The 14,998-nt window shown below is 71.3% G+C and carries 17 protein-coding genes and 1 pseudogene; 8 read left to right on the top strand and 10 right to left on the bottom strand.

Annotated features, from left to right (window positions below; genetic code table 11):
* Positions 1-107 precede the first annotated feature (107 nt).
* Entirely contained in the window at positions 108-347 is a 240-nt protein-coding gene (locus ACZ60Q_RS15770; protein WP_469633922.1) for a hypothetical protein, read from the bottom strand.
* A gap of 1 nt (position 348) precedes the next feature.
* Positions 349-1,230: a mycothiol conjugate amidase Mca gene (mca, locus tag ACZ60Q_RS15765; RefSeq protein WP_469633919.1), complete on the bottom strand. Its 882-nt coding sequence runs from the start codon at positions 1,228-1,230 to the stop codon at positions 349-351.
* 192 nt (positions 1,231-1,422) lie between these two features.
* On the opposite strand from mca, the gene ACZ60Q_RS15760 reads away from it, so the two are divergent.
* Positions 1,423-1,839 (top strand): DUF4307 domain-containing protein, encoded by a 417-nt coding sequence (locus ACZ60Q_RS15760; protein ID WP_469633916.1) that lies wholly within the window; start codon positions 1,423-1,425, stop codon positions 1,837-1,839.
* Between the two features lie 183 nt (positions 1,840-2,022).
* Positions 2,023-2,520: a transcription elongation factor GreA gene (gene greA / locus ACZ60Q_RS15755; protein WP_469633913.1), complete on the top strand. Its 498-nt coding sequence runs from the start codon at positions 2,023-2,025 to the stop codon at positions 2,518-2,520.
* A 75-nt stretch (positions 2,521-2,595) separates the two neighbouring features.
* On the opposite strand, the gene ACZ60Q_RS15750 is transcribed toward greA, so the two are convergent.
* The 3 genes from ACZ60Q_RS15750 to ilvA all read right to left on the bottom strand — a co-directional run bounded on the left by ACZ60Q_RS15750 (position 2,596) and on the right by ilvA (position 5,869).
* Complete coding sequence (locus ACZ60Q_RS15750) at positions 2,596-3,459, bottom strand: ABC transporter permease (protein ID WP_469633910.1); 864 nt, start codon at positions 3,457-3,459, stop codon at positions 2,596-2,598.
* Positions 3,456-4,478, bottom strand: a complete 1,023-nt coding sequence (locus ACZ60Q_RS15745) for an ATP-binding cassette domain-containing protein (protein ID WP_469633907.1) — start codon at positions 4,476-4,478, stop codon at positions 3,456-3,458. Before ACZ60Q_RS15745 ends, ACZ60Q_RS15750 begins: the two co-directional genes overlap by 4 nt.
* A 161-nt stretch (positions 4,479-4,639) precedes the next feature.
* A complete protein-coding gene (ilvA, locus tag ACZ60Q_RS15740) occupies positions 4,640-5,869 on the bottom strand; it encodes a threonine ammonia-lyase (RefSeq protein WP_469633904.1) in 1,230 nt (409 codons plus the stop codon).
* 159 nt (positions 5,870-6,028) lie between these two features.
* Here ilvA and ACZ60Q_RS15735 point away from each other — a divergent pair, with 159 nt between their 5' ends.
* From ACZ60Q_RS15735 to ACZ60Q_RS15725, 3 genes and pseudogenes are all read left to right on the top strand, one after another.
* Positions 6,029-6,562, top strand: a complete 534-nt coding sequence (locus tag ACZ60Q_RS15735; RefSeq protein ID WP_469633901.1) for a MarR family winged helix-turn-helix transcriptional regulator — start codon at positions 6,029-6,031, stop codon at positions 6,560-6,562.
* Between the two features lie 12 nt (positions 6,563-6,574).
* Positions 6,575-6,781, top strand: a pseudogene (locus ACZ60Q_RS15730) (hypothetical protein); the annotation flags it as partial.
* A 64-nt stretch (positions 6,782-6,845) separates the two neighbouring features.
* Positions 6,846-7,037: a DUF1059 domain-containing protein gene (locus ACZ60Q_RS15725; RefSeq protein ID WP_469633898.1), complete on the top strand. Its 192-nt coding sequence runs from the start codon at positions 6,846-6,848 to the stop codon at positions 7,035-7,037.
* An 88-nt stretch (positions 7,038-7,125) separates the two neighbouring features.
* Here the strand turns inward: ACZ60Q_RS15725 and ACZ60Q_RS15720 are convergent, their stop codons facing one another.
* Positions 7,126-8,271: a cystathionine gamma-synthase gene (locus ACZ60Q_RS15720; protein ID WP_469633895.1), complete on the bottom strand. Its 1,146-nt coding sequence runs from the start codon at positions 8,269-8,271 to the stop codon at positions 7,126-7,128.
* A 67-nt stretch (positions 8,272-8,338) separates the two neighbouring features.
* Between ACZ60Q_RS15720 and ACZ60Q_RS15715 the strand changes: the two genes are divergently transcribed.
* Positions 8,339-9,442, top strand: coding sequence for a hypothetical protein (locus ACZ60Q_RS15715; protein ID WP_469633892.1), 1,104 nt, complete (start codon positions 8,339-8,341; stop codon positions 9,440-9,442).
* Positions 9,443-9,621: 179 nt separating this feature from the next.
* On the top strand, positions 9,622-10,290 hold the full coding sequence (msrA, locus tag ACZ60Q_RS15710; protein WP_469633889.1) for a peptide-methionine (S)-S-oxide reductase MsrA: 669 nt from the start codon (positions 9,622-9,624) through the stop codon (positions 10,288-10,290).
* 61 nt (positions 10,291-10,351) lie between these two features.
* Here msrA and ACZ60Q_RS15705 read toward each other — a convergent pair whose 3' ends face one another.
* On the bottom strand, positions 10,352-11,767 hold the full coding sequence (locus ACZ60Q_RS15705; RefSeq protein WP_469633886.1) for a helix-turn-helix domain-containing protein: 1,416 nt from the start codon (positions 11,765-11,767) through the stop codon (positions 10,352-10,354).
* A complete protein-coding gene (locus ACZ60Q_RS15700; RefSeq protein WP_469633883.1) occupies positions 11,764-12,228 on the bottom strand; it encodes a hypothetical protein in 465 nt (154 codons plus the stop codon). Before ACZ60Q_RS15700 ends, ACZ60Q_RS15705 begins: the two co-directional genes overlap by 4 nt.
* A 139-nt stretch (positions 12,229-12,367) precedes the next feature.
* On the opposite strand from ACZ60Q_RS15700, the gene ACZ60Q_RS15695 reads away from it, so the two are divergent.
* Positions 12,368-13,363 carry a LuxR family transcriptional regulator gene (locus ACZ60Q_RS15695; protein WP_469633880.1) on the top strand — a complete coding sequence of 332 codons (996 nt, stop codon included), beginning with the start codon at positions 12,368-12,370 and terminating at the stop codon, positions 13,361-13,363.
* A gap of 101 nt (positions 13,364-13,464) precedes the next feature.
* Here the strand turns inward: ACZ60Q_RS15695 and ACZ60Q_RS15690 are convergent, their stop codons facing one another.
* Together ACZ60Q_RS15690 and ACZ60Q_RS15685 are read right to left on the bottom strand one after the other, a co-directional pair.
* Entirely contained in the window at positions 13,465-14,304 is an 840-nt protein-coding gene (locus tag ACZ60Q_RS15690) for a thioesterase II family protein (RefSeq protein WP_469633877.1), read from the bottom strand.
* A gap of 9 nt (positions 14,305-14,313) precedes the next feature.
* Positions 14,314-14,998: phosphopantetheine-binding protein (locus ACZ60Q_RS15685; RefSeq protein WP_469633874.1), on the bottom strand; the 685-nt coding region annotated here is incomplete at its 5' end.

Raw genomic sequence — 14,998 nt, 5'->3', positions numbered from 1 at the left:
GGCGTGACCGAGCGGGCGTCGGAGTCCGGCGCCCGTTCGGTCACGGGCTGACGGGCGTCCGGCACCGGGGCCGGACGCCCTTCCCGTACCCGCGGCCCCGGCGCGGGCTACTTCCGGGGGGCGGCCGCCCCGTCGGCGACGGGCTCGGCCGCCACCGGGTCCTGGTCGGGCGCTTCCTCGAAGTTCACCCGGCCCATGTGGCGGTTCATCGACTTCATCAGGGCCCACACGCCGACGGCGAGCGCCGCGAAGACGAGGAAGCCGAGGACGCCGGGGGTGACCTTGTTCTTGTCGAGCTCTTCGGCGGCGAGCGGGACGAGGTGCGTCAGTGCCTGGGTCGCGTACATATCAGGCATTGTCGCGGATGCCCGCGAAGAGGTCGCTCTCGGGGAGGGAGATGTCGACCAGAGACTTCGCCAGCTCGTACTCCTCGGTGGGCCACACCTCGCGCTGGATGTCCATCGGGACCCGGAACCAGCCGCCCTCGGGGTCGATCTGCGTGGCGTGCGCGATGAGCGCCTTGTCGCGGATCTCGTAGAACTCGTCGCAGGGGATGTGCGTGGTCAGCGTGCGTTCCACGCGCTCGATCTCCTCCCAGCGCTCCAGCCACTCGCCGTACGGGGACTCCAGGCCCCGGGCGAGGAGCGCCTCGTGGAGGGCGACGGTGCGCGGCCGGTTGAATCCCTGGTTGTAGTAGAGCTTCCGGGGCGTCCAGACCGGGCCGAACTCGTCCTCGGGGAACCGCTCCGCGTCGGCCGCACCGTCGAACGCGATCATCGAGATCGTGTGCGTCATGATGTGGTCGGGGTGCGGGTAGCCGCCGTTCTCGTCGTACGTGGTGATGACCTGCGGCCGGAACGCGCGGATCTTCGCCACCAGGCGCCCCGCGGCGGTCTCGGGGTCCTCCAGGGCGAAGCAGCCCTCGGGCAGCGGCGGCAGCGGGTCGCCCTCGGGCAGCCCCGAGTCGACGAACCCGAGCCACTCCTGCTGGACGCCCAGGATCTCCCGGGCCTCGTCCATCTCCTTCTTGCGCACCTCGTGGATGTTCTTCTCGATGTACGCGTCGCCCTGGAGCTTCGGGTTGAGGATGGAGCCGCGCTCGCCTCCCGTGCAGGTCACGACCAGCACGTCCACCCCCTCGGACACGTACTTGGCCATGGTGGCCGCGCCCTTGCTCGACTCGTCGTCGGGGTGGGCGTGAACGGCCATCAGCCGCAGCTGCTCAGTCAAAGCTCGATCCTCAGTCATTGGTCGCTCTGGTCGATCATGGGTCGTTCCGGTCGGTCCGGGGTCTCCGTCAAAGAGGCGCCGCGCCCGCGCGACATCGGTGTGGGGTGCGGTCGGGTGCCGGGCGGGCGGCTTCTATAGTGACTGAACGAGGGGCCGGAAAATTCCTCGATGCCCGGCACGGAGGGAACGATCATGACGACGGTTCGGGAGGCCCTGCCCGAGGGGCGGTACGGCCGGACCGAGGATCAGCGTGCGGACCGCAAGCTGAAGATCGTCGGATCGGTCCTCGGCGTCGCCATGCTCGGCCTGATCGGGTGGATCGGCTTCGGCTACGTCGGCGGCCAGGGCATCAGCGCCGAGATGATCAAGTTCAAGGTCGTCTCCGACGCCCGGGCCGATGTCCACCTGGAGGTCCGCAAGGACCGCGAGGGCCACGGCTACTGCGTGGTGCGGGCGCTCAGTGAGGACGGATCCGAGGTGGGCCGCAAGGAGGTCCGCTTCGACCGGGCCGAGGACCGGATCGATGAGGTCGTGACCGTGGTGACCCGGTCCCGGGCGACCGCGGTAGAGCCGATGGGCTGCACCGCCGACGACGGCCCGACCGGCTGACCCTGACCGTACCCCTGTGACCTGCGACGATACGGGTCACATCGGCCGGCCGGGGGGTGTGACGGTTTACCTTCTCCCCCTTTTCCTGCGGAATTGTTAGGCTCGTGGTTTCGCCCACCCGTGGAGGCACATGCTTCTGGGTAGGGCGATGCTTTGTATTCCCAGCACCGACGAGGAGCACCTGTGACCCAGACCAGCGAAAACGTCACCTGGCTCACGCAGGAGGCGTACAACCAGCTCAGGGCCGAGCTGGAGTACCTGTCTGGTCCCGCGCGCACGGAGATCGCCGTCAAGATCGCGGCGGCCCGTGAGGAGGGTGACCTCCGGGAGAACGGCGGGTACCACGCGGCCAAGGAGGAACAGGGCAAGATGGAGCTGCGGGTGCGCCAGCTGACCCAGCTCCTGGAGCACGCGAAGGTCGGCGAGGCGCCGGCCGACGACGGCGTGGTCGAGCCCGGCATGGTCGTCACGATCGCCTTCGACGGCGACGAGAGCGACACGCTGACCTTCCTGCTCGCCTCCCGTGAATACGCCAGCACGGAGATCGAGACGTACTCCCCGCAGTCCCCGCTCGGCCTCGGCGTGAACGGCAAGCGGACGGGCGACGACGCCGGCTACGAGCTGCCGAACGGCAAGACGGCCTCGGTGAAGATCCTGGCGGCGAAGCCCTACGCCGGCTGATCCGGCCGGACACGACGGAACGACGCGGAGCCCCGGCCACGGACGGCCGGGGCTCCCGTGCGTGCGGAGCGGACGTCAGAGGGCCGCCGAGCGGTACTTGCGCACCGCGAGGGTACGGAAGACCACGACGATCAGCACGGACCAGATGACCGAGGCGAGGATCGGGTGCTCCATCGGCCAGGCCCCGGTGACGGACTGCGGCACGCCCGGCATCGTGTTCCCGAAGAGCTCGCGGGCCCCCGCCACGGTGGCGCTGAACGGGTTCCATTCGGCGACGTGCTGGAGGAACGGCGGCATGCCGGTGACCGGCACGAAGGCGTTCGAGATGAACGTCAGCGGGAACAGCCAGATCAGGCCGCCGGAGGTCGCCGCCTCCGGGGTGCGCACGGACAGGCCGATCAGTGCCCCGATCCAGGAGAACGCGTAGCCGAGCAGGAGCAGCAGCAGGAAGCCGCAGAGCACCTTGCCGATGTTCTCGTGGGTGCGCCAGCCGACGAGCAGCGCGACTCCCGCGAGCACGACGAGGGTGAGCGTGGTCTGTACGAGGTCGGCGAGCGTACGTCCGGTGAGGACCGCTCCCCGGGCCATGGGCAGCGACCGGAAGCGGTCGATGAGCCCCTTGTGCATGTCGTCGGCGATGCCGGCGCCGGCGCCCGCGGTGGCGAAGGTGACGGTCTGGGCGAAGATGCCCGCCATCAGGAACTCCTTGTACAGCTGCGGGTCGGTGGAGCCGCCGATGCTGATGGAGCCGCCGAAGACGTAGGTGAAGAGCACCACGAACATGATCGGCTGGATCAGCCCGAAGATCACCATTTCGGGGATCCGGGTCATCCGGATCAGATTCCGCCTGGCGACGACAAGGGAGTCCTTCACCGACTGCGTGATGCCCCCCGCGGGTCGGGGAACCAACGGGGGGGCGTCCTTGGCGATCGCGCTCACCGGGTGTCCTCCTTGCTCCGGGAGTCGGGGGAACGTTCCGCTGCCGCACCGTCGGGCTCCCCGTCCCCGTTCTCGTGAACCTCGGCCGCGTGGCCGGTGAGGGAGAGGAAGACATCGTCCAGGGTGGGCCTGCGCAGGGCGATGTCGTCGATCTCCACGCCCTGGGCGTCCAGGTCGCGGATGATCTCGGCCAGCAGCTTGGCCCCGCCGCTGACCGGGACGGTCAGCTTGCGGGAGAGCCGGGCGACGGTGACCTCGCCCTTGCCGAGGGTTCTCAGCACGGACCGGGCGCGCTCGATCTCGTCGGGGCGGTGCACGACGACCTCGACGCGCTCGCCGCCGGTGCGGGCCTTGAGCTGGTCGGAGGTCCCGCGGGCGATGACCTTGCCGTGGTCGATGACGCAGATGTCGTGGGCGAGGCGGTCGGCCTCCTCCAGATACTGCGTGGTCAGCAGCAGGGTCGTGCCGCCCGCCACCAGATCCTCGATCACGTCCCAGAGCTGCTGCCGGTTGCGCGGGTCGAGGCCGGTCGTCGGCTCGTCCATGAACATCACGGGCGGTGACACGATGAGCGCCGCCGCGAGGTCGAGGCGCCGGCGCATACCGCCGGAGTACGTCTTGGCGGTGCGGTCGGCGGCGTCGCCGAGGTGGAACCGGTCCAGCAGGACGCCCGCCCGGGCCTTCGCGTCCCGGGCGCTCAGCTGGTAGAGCTGCCCGACCATCTGGAGGTTCTCCCGGCCGGTCAGATACTCGTCGACCGCGGCGAACTGCCCGGAGAGCCCGATCGAGCGGCGTACCTCGTTGGGCTTCTTCAGCACGTCGATCCCGGCCACGACGGCCGTGCCGCTGTCCGGGCGCAGCAGCGTGGTCAGCACCCGTACGGCGGTGGTCTTGCCCGCGCCGTTGGGCCCGAGCAGTCCGAGGACCGTGCCTTCGGGGACGTCGAGGTCGACGCCGTCGAGGGCTCGTACGTCGCCGAAGGTCTTCACCAGACCTTCGGCGTGGATCGCACCTGGCATGGAGGGACTCCCCCGTCACTCGCGGATGGTGTCGCCGGTGGCGGCTTTCCGGTCCGATCCTAGGATCGGGCCGCTCCCGCCGCCCGGTGAAAGGGTGTGTTCCGGCCACCCGGCGCGAGTTCAGGCCCCTCCGGTCGGGCTCCTCAGCCTCCTCGGCCTCCTCAGCCCATCACCCGGAACCCGGCCGCCCTCAGCGCCGCCTCGACCTCCGCGCAGTGCTGCGGCCCCTTCGTCTCCAGGTGCAGGTCGACCTCCGCCTCGGTCAGGCCGAGGCGCGGGTCGGTGCGCACATGGCTGATGTCGAGGACGTTGGCGTCGGCCACGGTCAGCGCGGCCAGCAGGGCGGCCAGTGCCCCCGGGCGGTCGGTGAGGCGCAGCCGCAGGCTCAGATAGCGGCCCGCGGCGGACATCCCGTGCCGCAGGATGCGCTGCATCAGCAGCGGGTCGACGTTGCCGCCGGACAGCACGGCCACCACCGGCCCCCGGAACGCCCGCGGGTCGCTGAGCAGCGCGGCCACCGGGCTGGCCCCGGCCGGCTCGACGACCAGCTTGGCCCGCTCCAGGCAGAGCAGCAGCGCACTGGACAGCTCGTCCTCGGTGACCGTGCGGACCTCGTCGACCAGCTCCTCGATCAGCCGAAACGGTACGTCGCCGGGCCGGCCCACCTTGATGCCGTCGGCCATCGTGGCCGGGAAGTCCAGCGATACGGGGTGCCCGGCGGCCAGGGAGGGCGGGTAGCAGGCGGCGCCCTCGGCCTGGACGCCGATGATCCGGACGTCGGGGCGCAGCGCCTTGACCGCGACGGCGACGCCCGCGGCGAACCCGCCGCCGCCGATGCCGAGGACGATCGTGCGAACCTCGGGGCACTGCTCCAGGATCTCCAGCCCGACGGTGCCCTGGCCCGCGATGATGTCGGGGTGGTCGAAGGGGTGGATGAAGACCGCGCCGGTCTCCTCCGCGTACCGCTGGGCCGCGGCGAGGGTCTCGTCGACGACCTGGCCGTGCAGCCGCACCTCGGCCCCGTACTCCCGGGTCGCGGCGACCTTGGGCAGGGGCGCCCCGACGGGCATGAAGACCGTGGAGCGTACGCCGAGGAGGGACGAGGCGAGGGCGACGCCCTGGGCGTGGTTCCCGGCGCTGGCGGCGACCACCCCGGCCGCCCGTTCCACCGGGGTGAGGCCGGAGATCCGGACGTAGGCGCCGCGCAGTTTGAAGGAGCCGGTGCGCTGGAGGTTCTCGCACTTGAGGTGCACCGGGGCGCCGACCAGCTCGGTCAGATGGCGGCTGCCCTCCAGGGCGGTCACCCGCGCCACCCCGGACAGCATCTTCTGCGCGCCCCGGACGTCGTCGAGGATCAGGGCCGGGTGGCGGGCGGTCGCGCGGAAGCTCATGGCCTCAAGTCTTGCAGCTCCGGCCGTGCTCGGCAGACTTGTCTCATGGCGGCCCGCAGTGGTGTCCGCCGGGTTTGTGCGGCACTGGTACGCGTTGCCCCGGGGCCGCGTACTCTGTCCCCCACCCACCCGTACACCGCACGAAGAGAGCCCCCGGCCATGCCCCCTCAGGACATGACGACTGCTGCGCCTCCTTCCGGGGGCGCCGTCCCCGAACACCCGGGCCCCGACCGCCTGCTGGACTCCCTCCAGCACCAGGTGGCGGTCTTCGCCCGTCGTGCCGAGCAGACCCGCCTCGGCGGTGTCGGCCAGGTCCGCAACTCGATGGACCGGGCGGCGTACCTGCTGCTGAACCGGCTGGACCGGGAAGGTCCGATGGGCGTCAAGGCGCTGGCGGCCGGGATGGGCATCGACTCCTCGACGGTGACGCGGCAGGTCGCTCCGCTCGTCGACACCGGTCTGGTGAAGCGCACTTCGCATCCGGAGGACGGCCGGGCCGTGGTGCTCCAGCTCTCGCCGCGCGGGCAGGCCCGGCTGGAAGAGGTCCGGGCCTCGCGGCGCGAGCTGATGTCCCAGGTGACGGACGGCTGGTCGCAGGAGGAGCGGGACACGTTCTGCGCCCTCCTCACCCGTTTCAACGGATCTCTGGCCGCCCGGCAGGCCGCGTCGTACCAGCCGCCGCAGTCCGACTGACGGGGAGAGAGCGACGGCCCGCACCCGGCTCTGCCGCCGGACCCGGCCGCGCGGGCGGTCCTGCGCGGCGGGCGCCGGCTGCGGCTGCGCCGGGCGGTGGGGCGGACCGTGGTCTGGTTGCTGGTCGTGGCGCTCGCCGCGTTCCTCGTCCGGGTCGGGGTCGAGCAGCCGTGGACGACCGGGCCCGCGCAGGTCACTCCGCCGTTGGAGGGCTGGTGAGCCCTTGGGGTCCCGGGGGCGAGGGGCCTACGCTGGAGTGGTCGAGCGAGCCGAGGAGGCCGTGATGACCAGGAAGGTAGCGGACTGCCGCAACTATCCGAGCGAGACGAACTGCACCCTCACCATCGCCGGTGAGGAGGACGAGGTCGTCCGGGCCGCGAGCGAGCACGCCGCGTCGGTCCATGGACATGAGGACGGTCCCGGACTGCGCGAGCAGATGAGGGGCATGCTGGAGGACGAGAAGGCGGGCGTCTGAAACACGTGGGGCGCCCGCCGGTTCCGGCGGGCGCCCCACGTGTTGCTGGCTCCGGGCCCGAGGTGTCAGCGGCTCCGGGCCCGAGGTGTCAGCCCAGCGCCTGGGTGAGGTCGGCGATCAGGTCGTCGCCGTTCTCGATGCCGACGGAGAGCCGCACCAGGTCGGCCGGGACCTCCAGCGGGGAGCCGGCGGCGGAGGCGTGCGTCATCCGGCCCGGGTGCTCCAGGAGGGACTCCACACCGCCGAGGGACTCACCGAGCGTGAAGAGCTTCGCCCGGTCGCAGACCTCGACGGCCGCCTCCTCGCCGCCCACGACGCGGAAGGACACCATGCCGCCGAAGGACTTCATCTGCTTGGCGGCGACCTCGTGGCCGGGGTGCTCGGGCAGGCCCGGGTAGAGGACCTGGGAGACCTTGGGGTGCCGGGTCAGCAGGTCGGCGACCTTGGTGGCGTTCTCGGTGTGCCGGTCCATGCGGACGGCGAGCGTCTTGATGCCGCGCAGCACCAGCCAGGCGTCGAAGGGCCCGGCGACCGCGCCCATGGCGTTCTGGTGGTACGCCAGTTCCTCGGCGAGTTCCGGGTCGCTGACGACGAGCGCGCCGCCGACGACGTCGGAGTGGCCGCCCATGTATTTGGTGGTGGAGTGCACGACGACGTCCGCGCCGAGCGCGAGGGGCTGCTGGAGGTAGGGCGAGGCGAAGGTGTTGTCGACGACGAGGCGGGCCCCGGCCTCCCGGGCGACCTGTGCCACGGCGGCGATGTCGGTGATGCCGAGCAGCGGGTTGGACGGGGTCTCCACCCAGATCGCCTTGGTGCGCGGGGTGAGCGCGGCCCGTACGGCGGCCACGTCCGAGGTGTCCGCCACCGAGAACTCCACGCCCCACCGCGAGGCGACCTTCGCGAACAGCCGGAACGTGCCGCCGTAGGCGTCGTTCGGGATGACCACGTGGTCGCCCGGGGTCAGCAGCGTACGCAGGAGGCAGTCCTCGGCTGCGAGGCCGGAGGCGAAGGCGAGGCCGCGACGGCCGCCTTCGAGGGCCGCGAGGTTCTCCTCCAGGGCGGTGCGGGTCGGGTTGGCGCTGCGGCTGTACTCGTAGCCGCCGCGCAGTCCGCCCACGCCGTCCTGCTTGTACGTGGAGACCTGGTAGATCGGCGGTACCACCGCGCCGGTGAGGGGGTCGGCGGTGTTCCCCGCGTGGATGGCGAGGGTTTCGAAGCTGTGCTGGTCGCTCATGAGGCCCGAGCGTAGTTCGTGGAGAGGGCCCTTACCGGCTACTCACCGCTCCGGGGACAATGGGGTCATGGAGATTCTGTTGTTCCTGCTCGCGATGTGCCTGCTCGCGGCGGTCATCGGCCCCTGGGTCATGCGCCGCCGGGGCGGTATCCGCCAGGTCGCCCCCGGTTCGCCGGACGCCGCCGACCCGGACACGTACGGCTTCGCCCGCCAGGAGGAGCTGGACGTCCGGATGCCGGGCCCCGACCAGGACCTGCTGGATGTGCTCGACGTCGTCCAGGGCACCCAGGACTGGCGGGCGGCCTCCCAGCTGCTCGCCGGCACGCCGAAGGAGGGCGAGGTGCGCTGGCAGCGGATCCAGGCCTTCGCGGGCGCGGCCTCGCTGGAGCTGGCGCGGCGGCCCGGGGCGGGCGGCGCCTGGCTGCGGACCTGGCGCGCGGAGTCCCCGAAGGACGCGGGCGGTGCGGCGGTGCACGCGGAGTTCCTGGTGCAGCAGGCGTGGCGGTCCTCGTCGGCGGGGAGCGACGACTTCCGGATCATCCTGGAGGAGGCCCGTACGGTCTGCGGAGAGGCGGCCCTCCTCGCGCCGGGCGACCCCGTCCCGTACATCGTGGAGCTGGCGGTGGCCCGGGGGCTCGGCTACACCCCCGAGCAGTTCGACCAGCTCTGGGCGAAGATCATCGACCGGGCTCCGGCCCACATGGGCGCGCATATCGCGGCGCTGCACTTCCACTGCGAGAAGTGGCACGGCTCGCGGGGGGACGCCGAGGCCTTCGCCACGGCGGCCGCCGCCCGTGCCCCGCAGGGTTCGCTGCTCGCGGCGCTGCCGCTGTTCGCGGTGTACGAGCATCTGCCGGAGGTCAACCTCGTGCAGGGCTTCTACCGGGGCCAGGTGGTCACCAGGGCGGTCGAGGGCGCGATGTTCGCGGTGCACGCGGCCCGCGCGGACGATCCGATGCTGGCCCATGTCCGCCATCTGCTGGTGCTGTTCCTGGTCCACATGGAGCGCTGGTCGGAGGCGATGCACCAGCTGGTCCGGATCGACGGCCACGTGGGCGCGCTGCCGTGGACGGCGGAGACGGACCCGGCCGCGCAGTACACGGTCTACCGGGCGCTGGCCGTCGCCGGCTACGAGGCGAACGGCGGCAGTCCGGCGACGCTGCCGCACTGAACCGGGGCGATCACCAGCGGCGTCGCGCGCGGCGTGCGGGCGGCTGCGGCCTTGGCGAGGAGGTTTCCCGGCCACGCCGGGGCTTCCGTGCACCAGGAGCAGGGCGCCGATCGTGCCGGAATCCCGGAGACCGCTCCCGTGTTGTAGGTACCGAACACCGAACCCCGGAGGAGCCCCGCATGTTCCTGAACCACCGCACCCCCGAGCTCCCCACCCCGGAGCAGGCCCTGCGCGGACGCCCGGTCCCCGAATTCACCGTTCCCTCCCGCCACACCGTCCTCGGCAATCCGCTGGTGGGCCCGTATCCGCAGGGCCTGGAAGTGGCGGATTTCGCGCTGGGCTGTTTCTGGGGTGCGGAGCGGAAGTTCTGGCAGACCGAGGGCGTCTGGACGACGCTCGTCGGCTACCAGGGCGGCTACACGGAGAACCCCTCGTACGAGGAGGCCTGCTCGGGTCTGACCGGGCACACGGAGGCGGTACGCGTGGTCTTCGACCCGGCCGTCGTCCCGTACACGGAGTTGCTGAAGCTCTTCTGGGAGTCGCACAACCCTACCCAGGGCTTCCGCCAGGGCAACGACGTGGGCACCCAGTACCGCTCCGCGCTCTACACCCACTCCCCCGCCCAGGCAGCCGCCGCCGACGCCTCCCGTGAGGCGTACCAGAAGGTCCTGACGGCGTCGGGCCACAAGGAGATCACCACGGAGATCCTTCCGGCCGAGGGCCGCCCGTTCTGGCCGGCGGAGGCGCACCACCAGCAGTACCTGGACAAGAACCCGGGCGGCTACTGCGGCATCGGCGGGACGGGTGTCTCGTGCCCGATCGGTGTCGCTCCGGCCGATGACCGTTGAGTCCTGACCCCGCGCCGGAGGTCCTGCCGACAGGACCTCCGGCCGGAAGCCGGCGGGAGGGTCAGAGCCGGGCCACGACGGGCAGGGCGGTACGTTCCCTGTCCGCGTGGAGCGTGTGACGGACCAGGTTGAGTACGGAGACGGTGGTGCCCCCCGGGACCCGTTCCTCCCTGATCAGGCCGCGCAGCAGCAGACCGTGCACGGCACGCAGGGTCTCCTGGGGAGGCCCGCCGAGCCGACGCCCCACCTCCTCGGTCGGGCAGGGCCCGTCCATGAGGGCCAGGGCGGCGAGGGCTCTCGACTGCGCGGGCCGCAGCGCCGTGACGGCGCCGCGGATCAGTGCCGCCAGATCGGGGTGCCCGCCGAACTCGCCGTCGAACACGGGTTCCACCAGGTGCAGCGGGTTGTCCAGGGCCGCGGAGAACAGCTGGTCGGGTGAGTACATCGGCAGCCAGCCCGCCGCCAGGTTGAGGGCGAGGGGAATCCCGTCCAGCAGTCCGCAGAGTCCGGTCACCGCCTCCGTGACGGCAGCGGTCTGCCGCAGCGCCGGACGGGCGTAGCCGACGTGGGACGCCATGAGGCGCACAGCGGCCGAAGCCGAGCCGGGTTCCCCGAACGACGAGGTCAGCGGCAGCGGCCCGATCGGCACGACGCGGGCGCCCAGGACCGGCAGCGGGGCCCGTGTGGTGACGAGCACCTGGAGACGGTCGCAGGCCGCGAGCAGCCGCACGAGGCGGCTGTGGTCGACCGTGCCGACGGTGTCGGTGGGGTCCTGCTCGTGCCCGTCGACCACCAGCAGGGTGCGGCGATGGCCGATCAGCCTGGCCAGCTCGTCCAGCGGGCCGGGGCCCGAGAGCCTGTCCAGCATCCAGGAGGTGAGCAGTGACTGCGCGCTGTCCTCTCCCGGGTCCGGGTCGGCCGGCGTGGCGTCGCCGTCGTGGCAGGCCGGGAGCCAGACGACGCGGGCCTCGCGTTCGGCCTCGTAGCGGTGGGCCACCGCGAGAGCGAGTCGGCTCTTGCCCACGCCCGGCAGCCCGACCAGGGACAGCATGCGGTCCTGGCCGCCGAGGAGGGCACGGGCGAGTACTTCGAGCTCTCGTTCCCTGCCGATCAGCGGGCCCATCGCCGCCGGTACGGAGGCCTTACGTTCCGCGTACATCTGCCGCAGTGTGCTGTCGGCGGAGGAATGGCCGGAGGCGCCGTCGAGCAGGGCCCGGTGGGAACCGGTGAGGCCGAGGGCGTCGGCGAGGAGCCTGATCGTCTCCTTGCGGGGGCGCTGGGCGCGGCCGAGTTCCAGGTCCCGGATGGCTCTGATACTGACGCCGGAGGCCGCGGCGAGCTGCTCCTGGGTGAGGCCTGCCCGTCTTCGGGCTGTCTGGAGGGTGCCGCCGAAGCGCGTCGGCCCGGCGTCCGGGTGAGGGCGCGCGGGCGTCGCCCCCGAACGCTCCACCCGCACTCCGATGAGACGTGCCGTCATGCGACCTCACCGGGCGTCCCCTGCACGGAGCCGGCCTCGGTGCCGGGCGCCGGACGGGAGGAATCCCCGTGGAGGGCGTGCTTCGATTCACTCGGCTTGTGGCTGTTCCAGCCCAGGTCACCCCGCGTGCCCACGGGCTTCGGCGCGTTCCAGCCCAAATCGCCCCGAGTGCCTATCGGCTTTGACGCGTTCCAGCCCAGGTCGGTCGCAACGGTACGGAAGCCAACCGAATTCCAGCCAAGGTCAGCCGCAACAGGGTTAGTTGCGGAAGAAGTTGATTCGAGATCTCCCCCGACGAAGTTCGCGACGGCGGTGTTCGACCCGATGCCGCCCAACACGTTGACGTTCGCGAGCAGGAAGCCGACCCCCAGCACCGCACCGGCGACGGCCCGACGCCCCCGGCGCACCGCCCCCTTGCCGCCGTGTCCCGTACCGGTACCTACCGCAGAAATCTCGATCATGGCTGCTCTTCCCCCTGAAGCTTTTGGCGAGTCCGACCGGGTGTTGCTTCGGTCCTCTGGAGGTTAAGTTTTGGCCAACTAGGATCTCCAGGGAGCCGAGGGGGCAGGTTCTTGCATCACAGAGACCTGAGGGGGACAAATGGGGATAGACAACCTGGAAAACCTGACAGAACTATCATCGGAGGCGCTGCCCGCGTACGAAACGGCGTTGCGGGAAGGGCGTATCGCACGGAACACCGACATGCCGGGAGTCGACACCCTCGTCAGGGTCGGGCTGCTCGAACCGTCACCTGACGAGGGGTATCTGCAGCCGGTCGACCCCAGGCTGGTCGAGGCCCGGCTGGCAGCCCAATGGCGCACCAGGGCCTGGCAGCTGGAGTTGCAGGCGACGGAGGTCGAGCACCGGCTCGCACCGGCGCTCGGCCTCTTCATGGCCCAGGCCCAGCCAGAACGGGTGACGCCCGCCGTCGAGTACGTCCACGGCATGGCGGCGATCCGCGACTACGTCTGCCGGATCAGCGGCGAGGCCACGGAGGAGATCATCACCGCCCAGCCGGGGGGTGGGCGCCCGGCGGGGATTCTCCAGGACGTACTGCCGTTCACCCTTGAACATCTGCGTCGCGGGGTGCGCATGCGGACGCTGTACCAGCATCCGGCCCGCTTCGACGCCCCCACGAAGGCCTACGTCCAAGCCGTGACGGAAGAGGGCGGTGAGGTCCGCACCATGGACGAGTTCTTCGAGCGGCTCTTCGTCATCGACCGCTCGGTGGCCATCCTGCCGACGGGTGATGACCGCACCTCGGCCGCGGTCATCCACGACGAGCCACTGGTGCGGTTCCTGACGGACGTGTTCGACCGGAACTGGCAGCGGGCCGTGCCCTTCTCGCCCACCTGCACGGCGAGCGCCTCCGCCGAGATCATGCCGGACATCCACAACATGATCAGGCGCCTGCTCGTCGAGGGCCTGACCGACTCGGTGATCGCCCGACGGATCGGCATCAGCGAGCGCACCTACCACAACCACCTGGCACGAATCCGGGAGAGCGTGGGCGCGCGGAGCCGCCTCCATCTGGGCTATCTGCTCGCCAAGGAGGAACTGAACGGGGAAGGGGAGATCCCCGTCAAGGTCTCCTGACGGGGCCCGGCCAGGCCGGACCCCGTCAGAAACTGCCGTTCCCTGATCGGACACCCGGGTGTGTCCGGCGGACCAGGGCCAGGTCCGCCGGACACGACACCCTAGGCGTGGGGCAGCCCGCCGCCCCCAAGGGGCCGGCCGCCGCCCACGCACGCCGCCCTGACGACCCGCAGGACCTCGTCGAGGCGGTCGTTCAGGTAGAAGTGCCCGCCGGGGAAGAGACGCATCTCGTACGCGGCGGACGTCAGGTCCCGCCATGCCGAGAGGCCGGTGACCGGAGCACCGGGGTCTGCGGCACCGCCGAGGACGGTGACCGGGACCCGCAGCGGCGCCCGCGGTGTGAACCGGTAGCTGTCGCAGACTTGGTAGTCGGCCCGGAAGACGGGCAGCAGCAGCTCCATCATCTCCTTCGACCTCAGCACGTCGCCGGGCGTGGCGCCGAGTGCCCCGATCCGCCGTGTCAGTTCGGAGTCCGAGAGCTCCCGTACCGGGCGCCGCCCCCGGCGGGCCGCCAGGGGTGGCGCGGTCATGCCGGAGACGATCAGGTGGGCGGGCCGGCGGTCCGAGGCGGACATGCGGTGCGCCACCTCGTAGGCGAGCAGGGCGCCCATACTGTGGCCGAACAGGCTCCACTCCCGGTCATCGCGTTCGGAGATGGCGGCGGAGAGACCGTCCGCGATCTCTTCGGCGGTGGTGGCGAGCTGTTCGGCGAACCGGATTCCCCGGCCCGGCAGTTGGACGGGTACGACCTCGATGTCGTCGCCGAGCCGCCCGGCCCAGGCACGGTAGGCGGAGGCACTGCCTCCGGCGTGCGGCAGACAGTAGAGACGCCGGCGGAACGGGTCCGCGGCGGATCGCTCCGGGGGAAACCAGGCGGTGGTGGCCGCCCGGTGCGGTGTGGTGTCGGCCGTCCGCCGGGGAGACCGGGTCATCGTCGTCATGGGTACTCCTCAGAGTCGGCTGGGGGCGTGGGTCGGCCGGTTGGCCTCGGCGGTCGGTGCCGGCTGCTCCGGAGCGGGTCCGGCGCCCTGCGCGTCGGAGCCGGAGAGCAGCGCGTCGGATTCGGAGAGCAGCGCGTCGGAGCCGGAGAGCAGCGCGTCGACCTCTTCGTCGGAGAGGTGCTCGATCTCCGCGAGGAGTGTCTCGACGCCCGCGGTGTGGCCACCGCCGTGGGCGCCCTCGGCGATGAGGGCGGTGACCTCGGCGCTCAGGGGTTCGAGTACGGGGGTTTCGAAGAGGGTGCGCAGCGGGAGCTGGACGCCGAAGTCGGAGCGGATGCGAGCGATGAGCTGGGTGGCGAGGAGGGAGTGGCCACCGAGCGTGAAGAAGTCGTCGTCCAGGCCTACTTCCTCGATGCCCAGGACCTCGGTGAAGAGTTCGGCGAGGAGCCTTTCCTCCAGTGTGCGGGGGGCACGGTGGGGGGTGCGTTCGGAGGTGAGGTCCGGTGTGGGGAGTGCGGCGCGGTCGATTTTGCCGTTGGGGGTGAGGGGCATGGTGTCGAGGGTGGTGATGTGGGTGGGGATGAGGGTTTCGGGGAGGGTTTTGGTGAGGGCGGTGCGGGCTTGGTTGGGGGGGAGGGGTCCGGTGGTGTAGGCGGCGAGGCGGGTCTGGTTGTTGGTGTCGGTGTGGGCGATG

This window comes from Streptomyces sp. NPDC104313, assembly GCF_055583985.1.
The sequence above is the reverse complement of the archived record's forward strand: the minus strand, read 5'-3'. Positions and strand labels throughout refer to the sequence as shown.

Bases quoted from the DNA above. Each gene is read 5' to 3' on its own strand.
- ACZ60Q_RS15770 (WP_469633922.1), bottom strand. From the start codon at position 347: ATGTACGCGACCCAGGCACTGACGCACCTCGTCCCGCTCGCCGCCGAA.
- ACZ60Q_RS15760 (WP_469633916.1), top strand. From the start codon at position 1,423: ATGACGACGGTTCGGGAGGCCCTGCCCGAGGGGCGGTACGGCCGGACC.
- ACZ60Q_RS15745 (WP_469633907.1), bottom strand. From the start codon at position 4,478: ATGCCAGGTGCGATCCACGCCGAAGGTCTGGTGAAGACCTTCGGCGAC.
- ilvA (WP_469633904.1), bottom strand. From the start codon at position 5,869: ATGAGCTTCCGCGCGACCGCCCGCCACCCGGCCCTGATCCTCGACGAC.
- ACZ60Q_RS15735 (WP_469633901.1), top strand. From the start codon at position 6,029: ATGCCCCCTCAGGACATGACGACTGCTGCGCCTCCTTCCGGGGGCGCC.
- ACZ60Q_RS15725 (WP_469633898.1), top strand. From the start codon at position 6,846: ATGACCAGGAAGGTAGCGGACTGCCGCAACTATCCGAGCGAGACGAAC.
- ACZ60Q_RS15720 (WP_469633895.1), bottom strand. From the start codon at position 8,271: ATGAGCGACCAGCACAGCTTCGAAACCCTCGCCATCCACGCGGGGAAC.
- ACZ60Q_RS15715 (WP_469633892.1), top strand. From the start codon at position 8,339: ATGGAGATTCTGTTGTTCCTGCTCGCGATGTGCCTGCTCGCGGCGGTC.
- msrA (WP_469633889.1), top strand. From the start codon at position 9,622: ATGTTCCTGAACCACCGCACCCCCGAGCTCCCCACCCCGGAGCAGGCC.
- ACZ60Q_RS15705 (WP_469633886.1), bottom strand. From the start codon at position 11,767: ATGACGGCACGTCTCATCGGAGTGCGGGTGGAGCGTTCGGGGGCGACG.
- ACZ60Q_RS15700 (WP_469633883.1), bottom strand. From the start codon at position 12,228: ATGATCGAGATTTCTGCGGTAGGTACCGGTACGGGACACGGCGGCAAG.
- ACZ60Q_RS15695 (WP_469633880.1), top strand. From the start codon at position 12,368: ATGGGGATAGACAACCTGGAAAACCTGACAGAACTATCATCGGAGGCG.
- ACZ60Q_RS15690 (WP_469633877.1), bottom strand. From the start codon at position 14,304: ATGACGACGATGACCCGGTCTCCCCGGCGGACGGCCGACACCACACCG.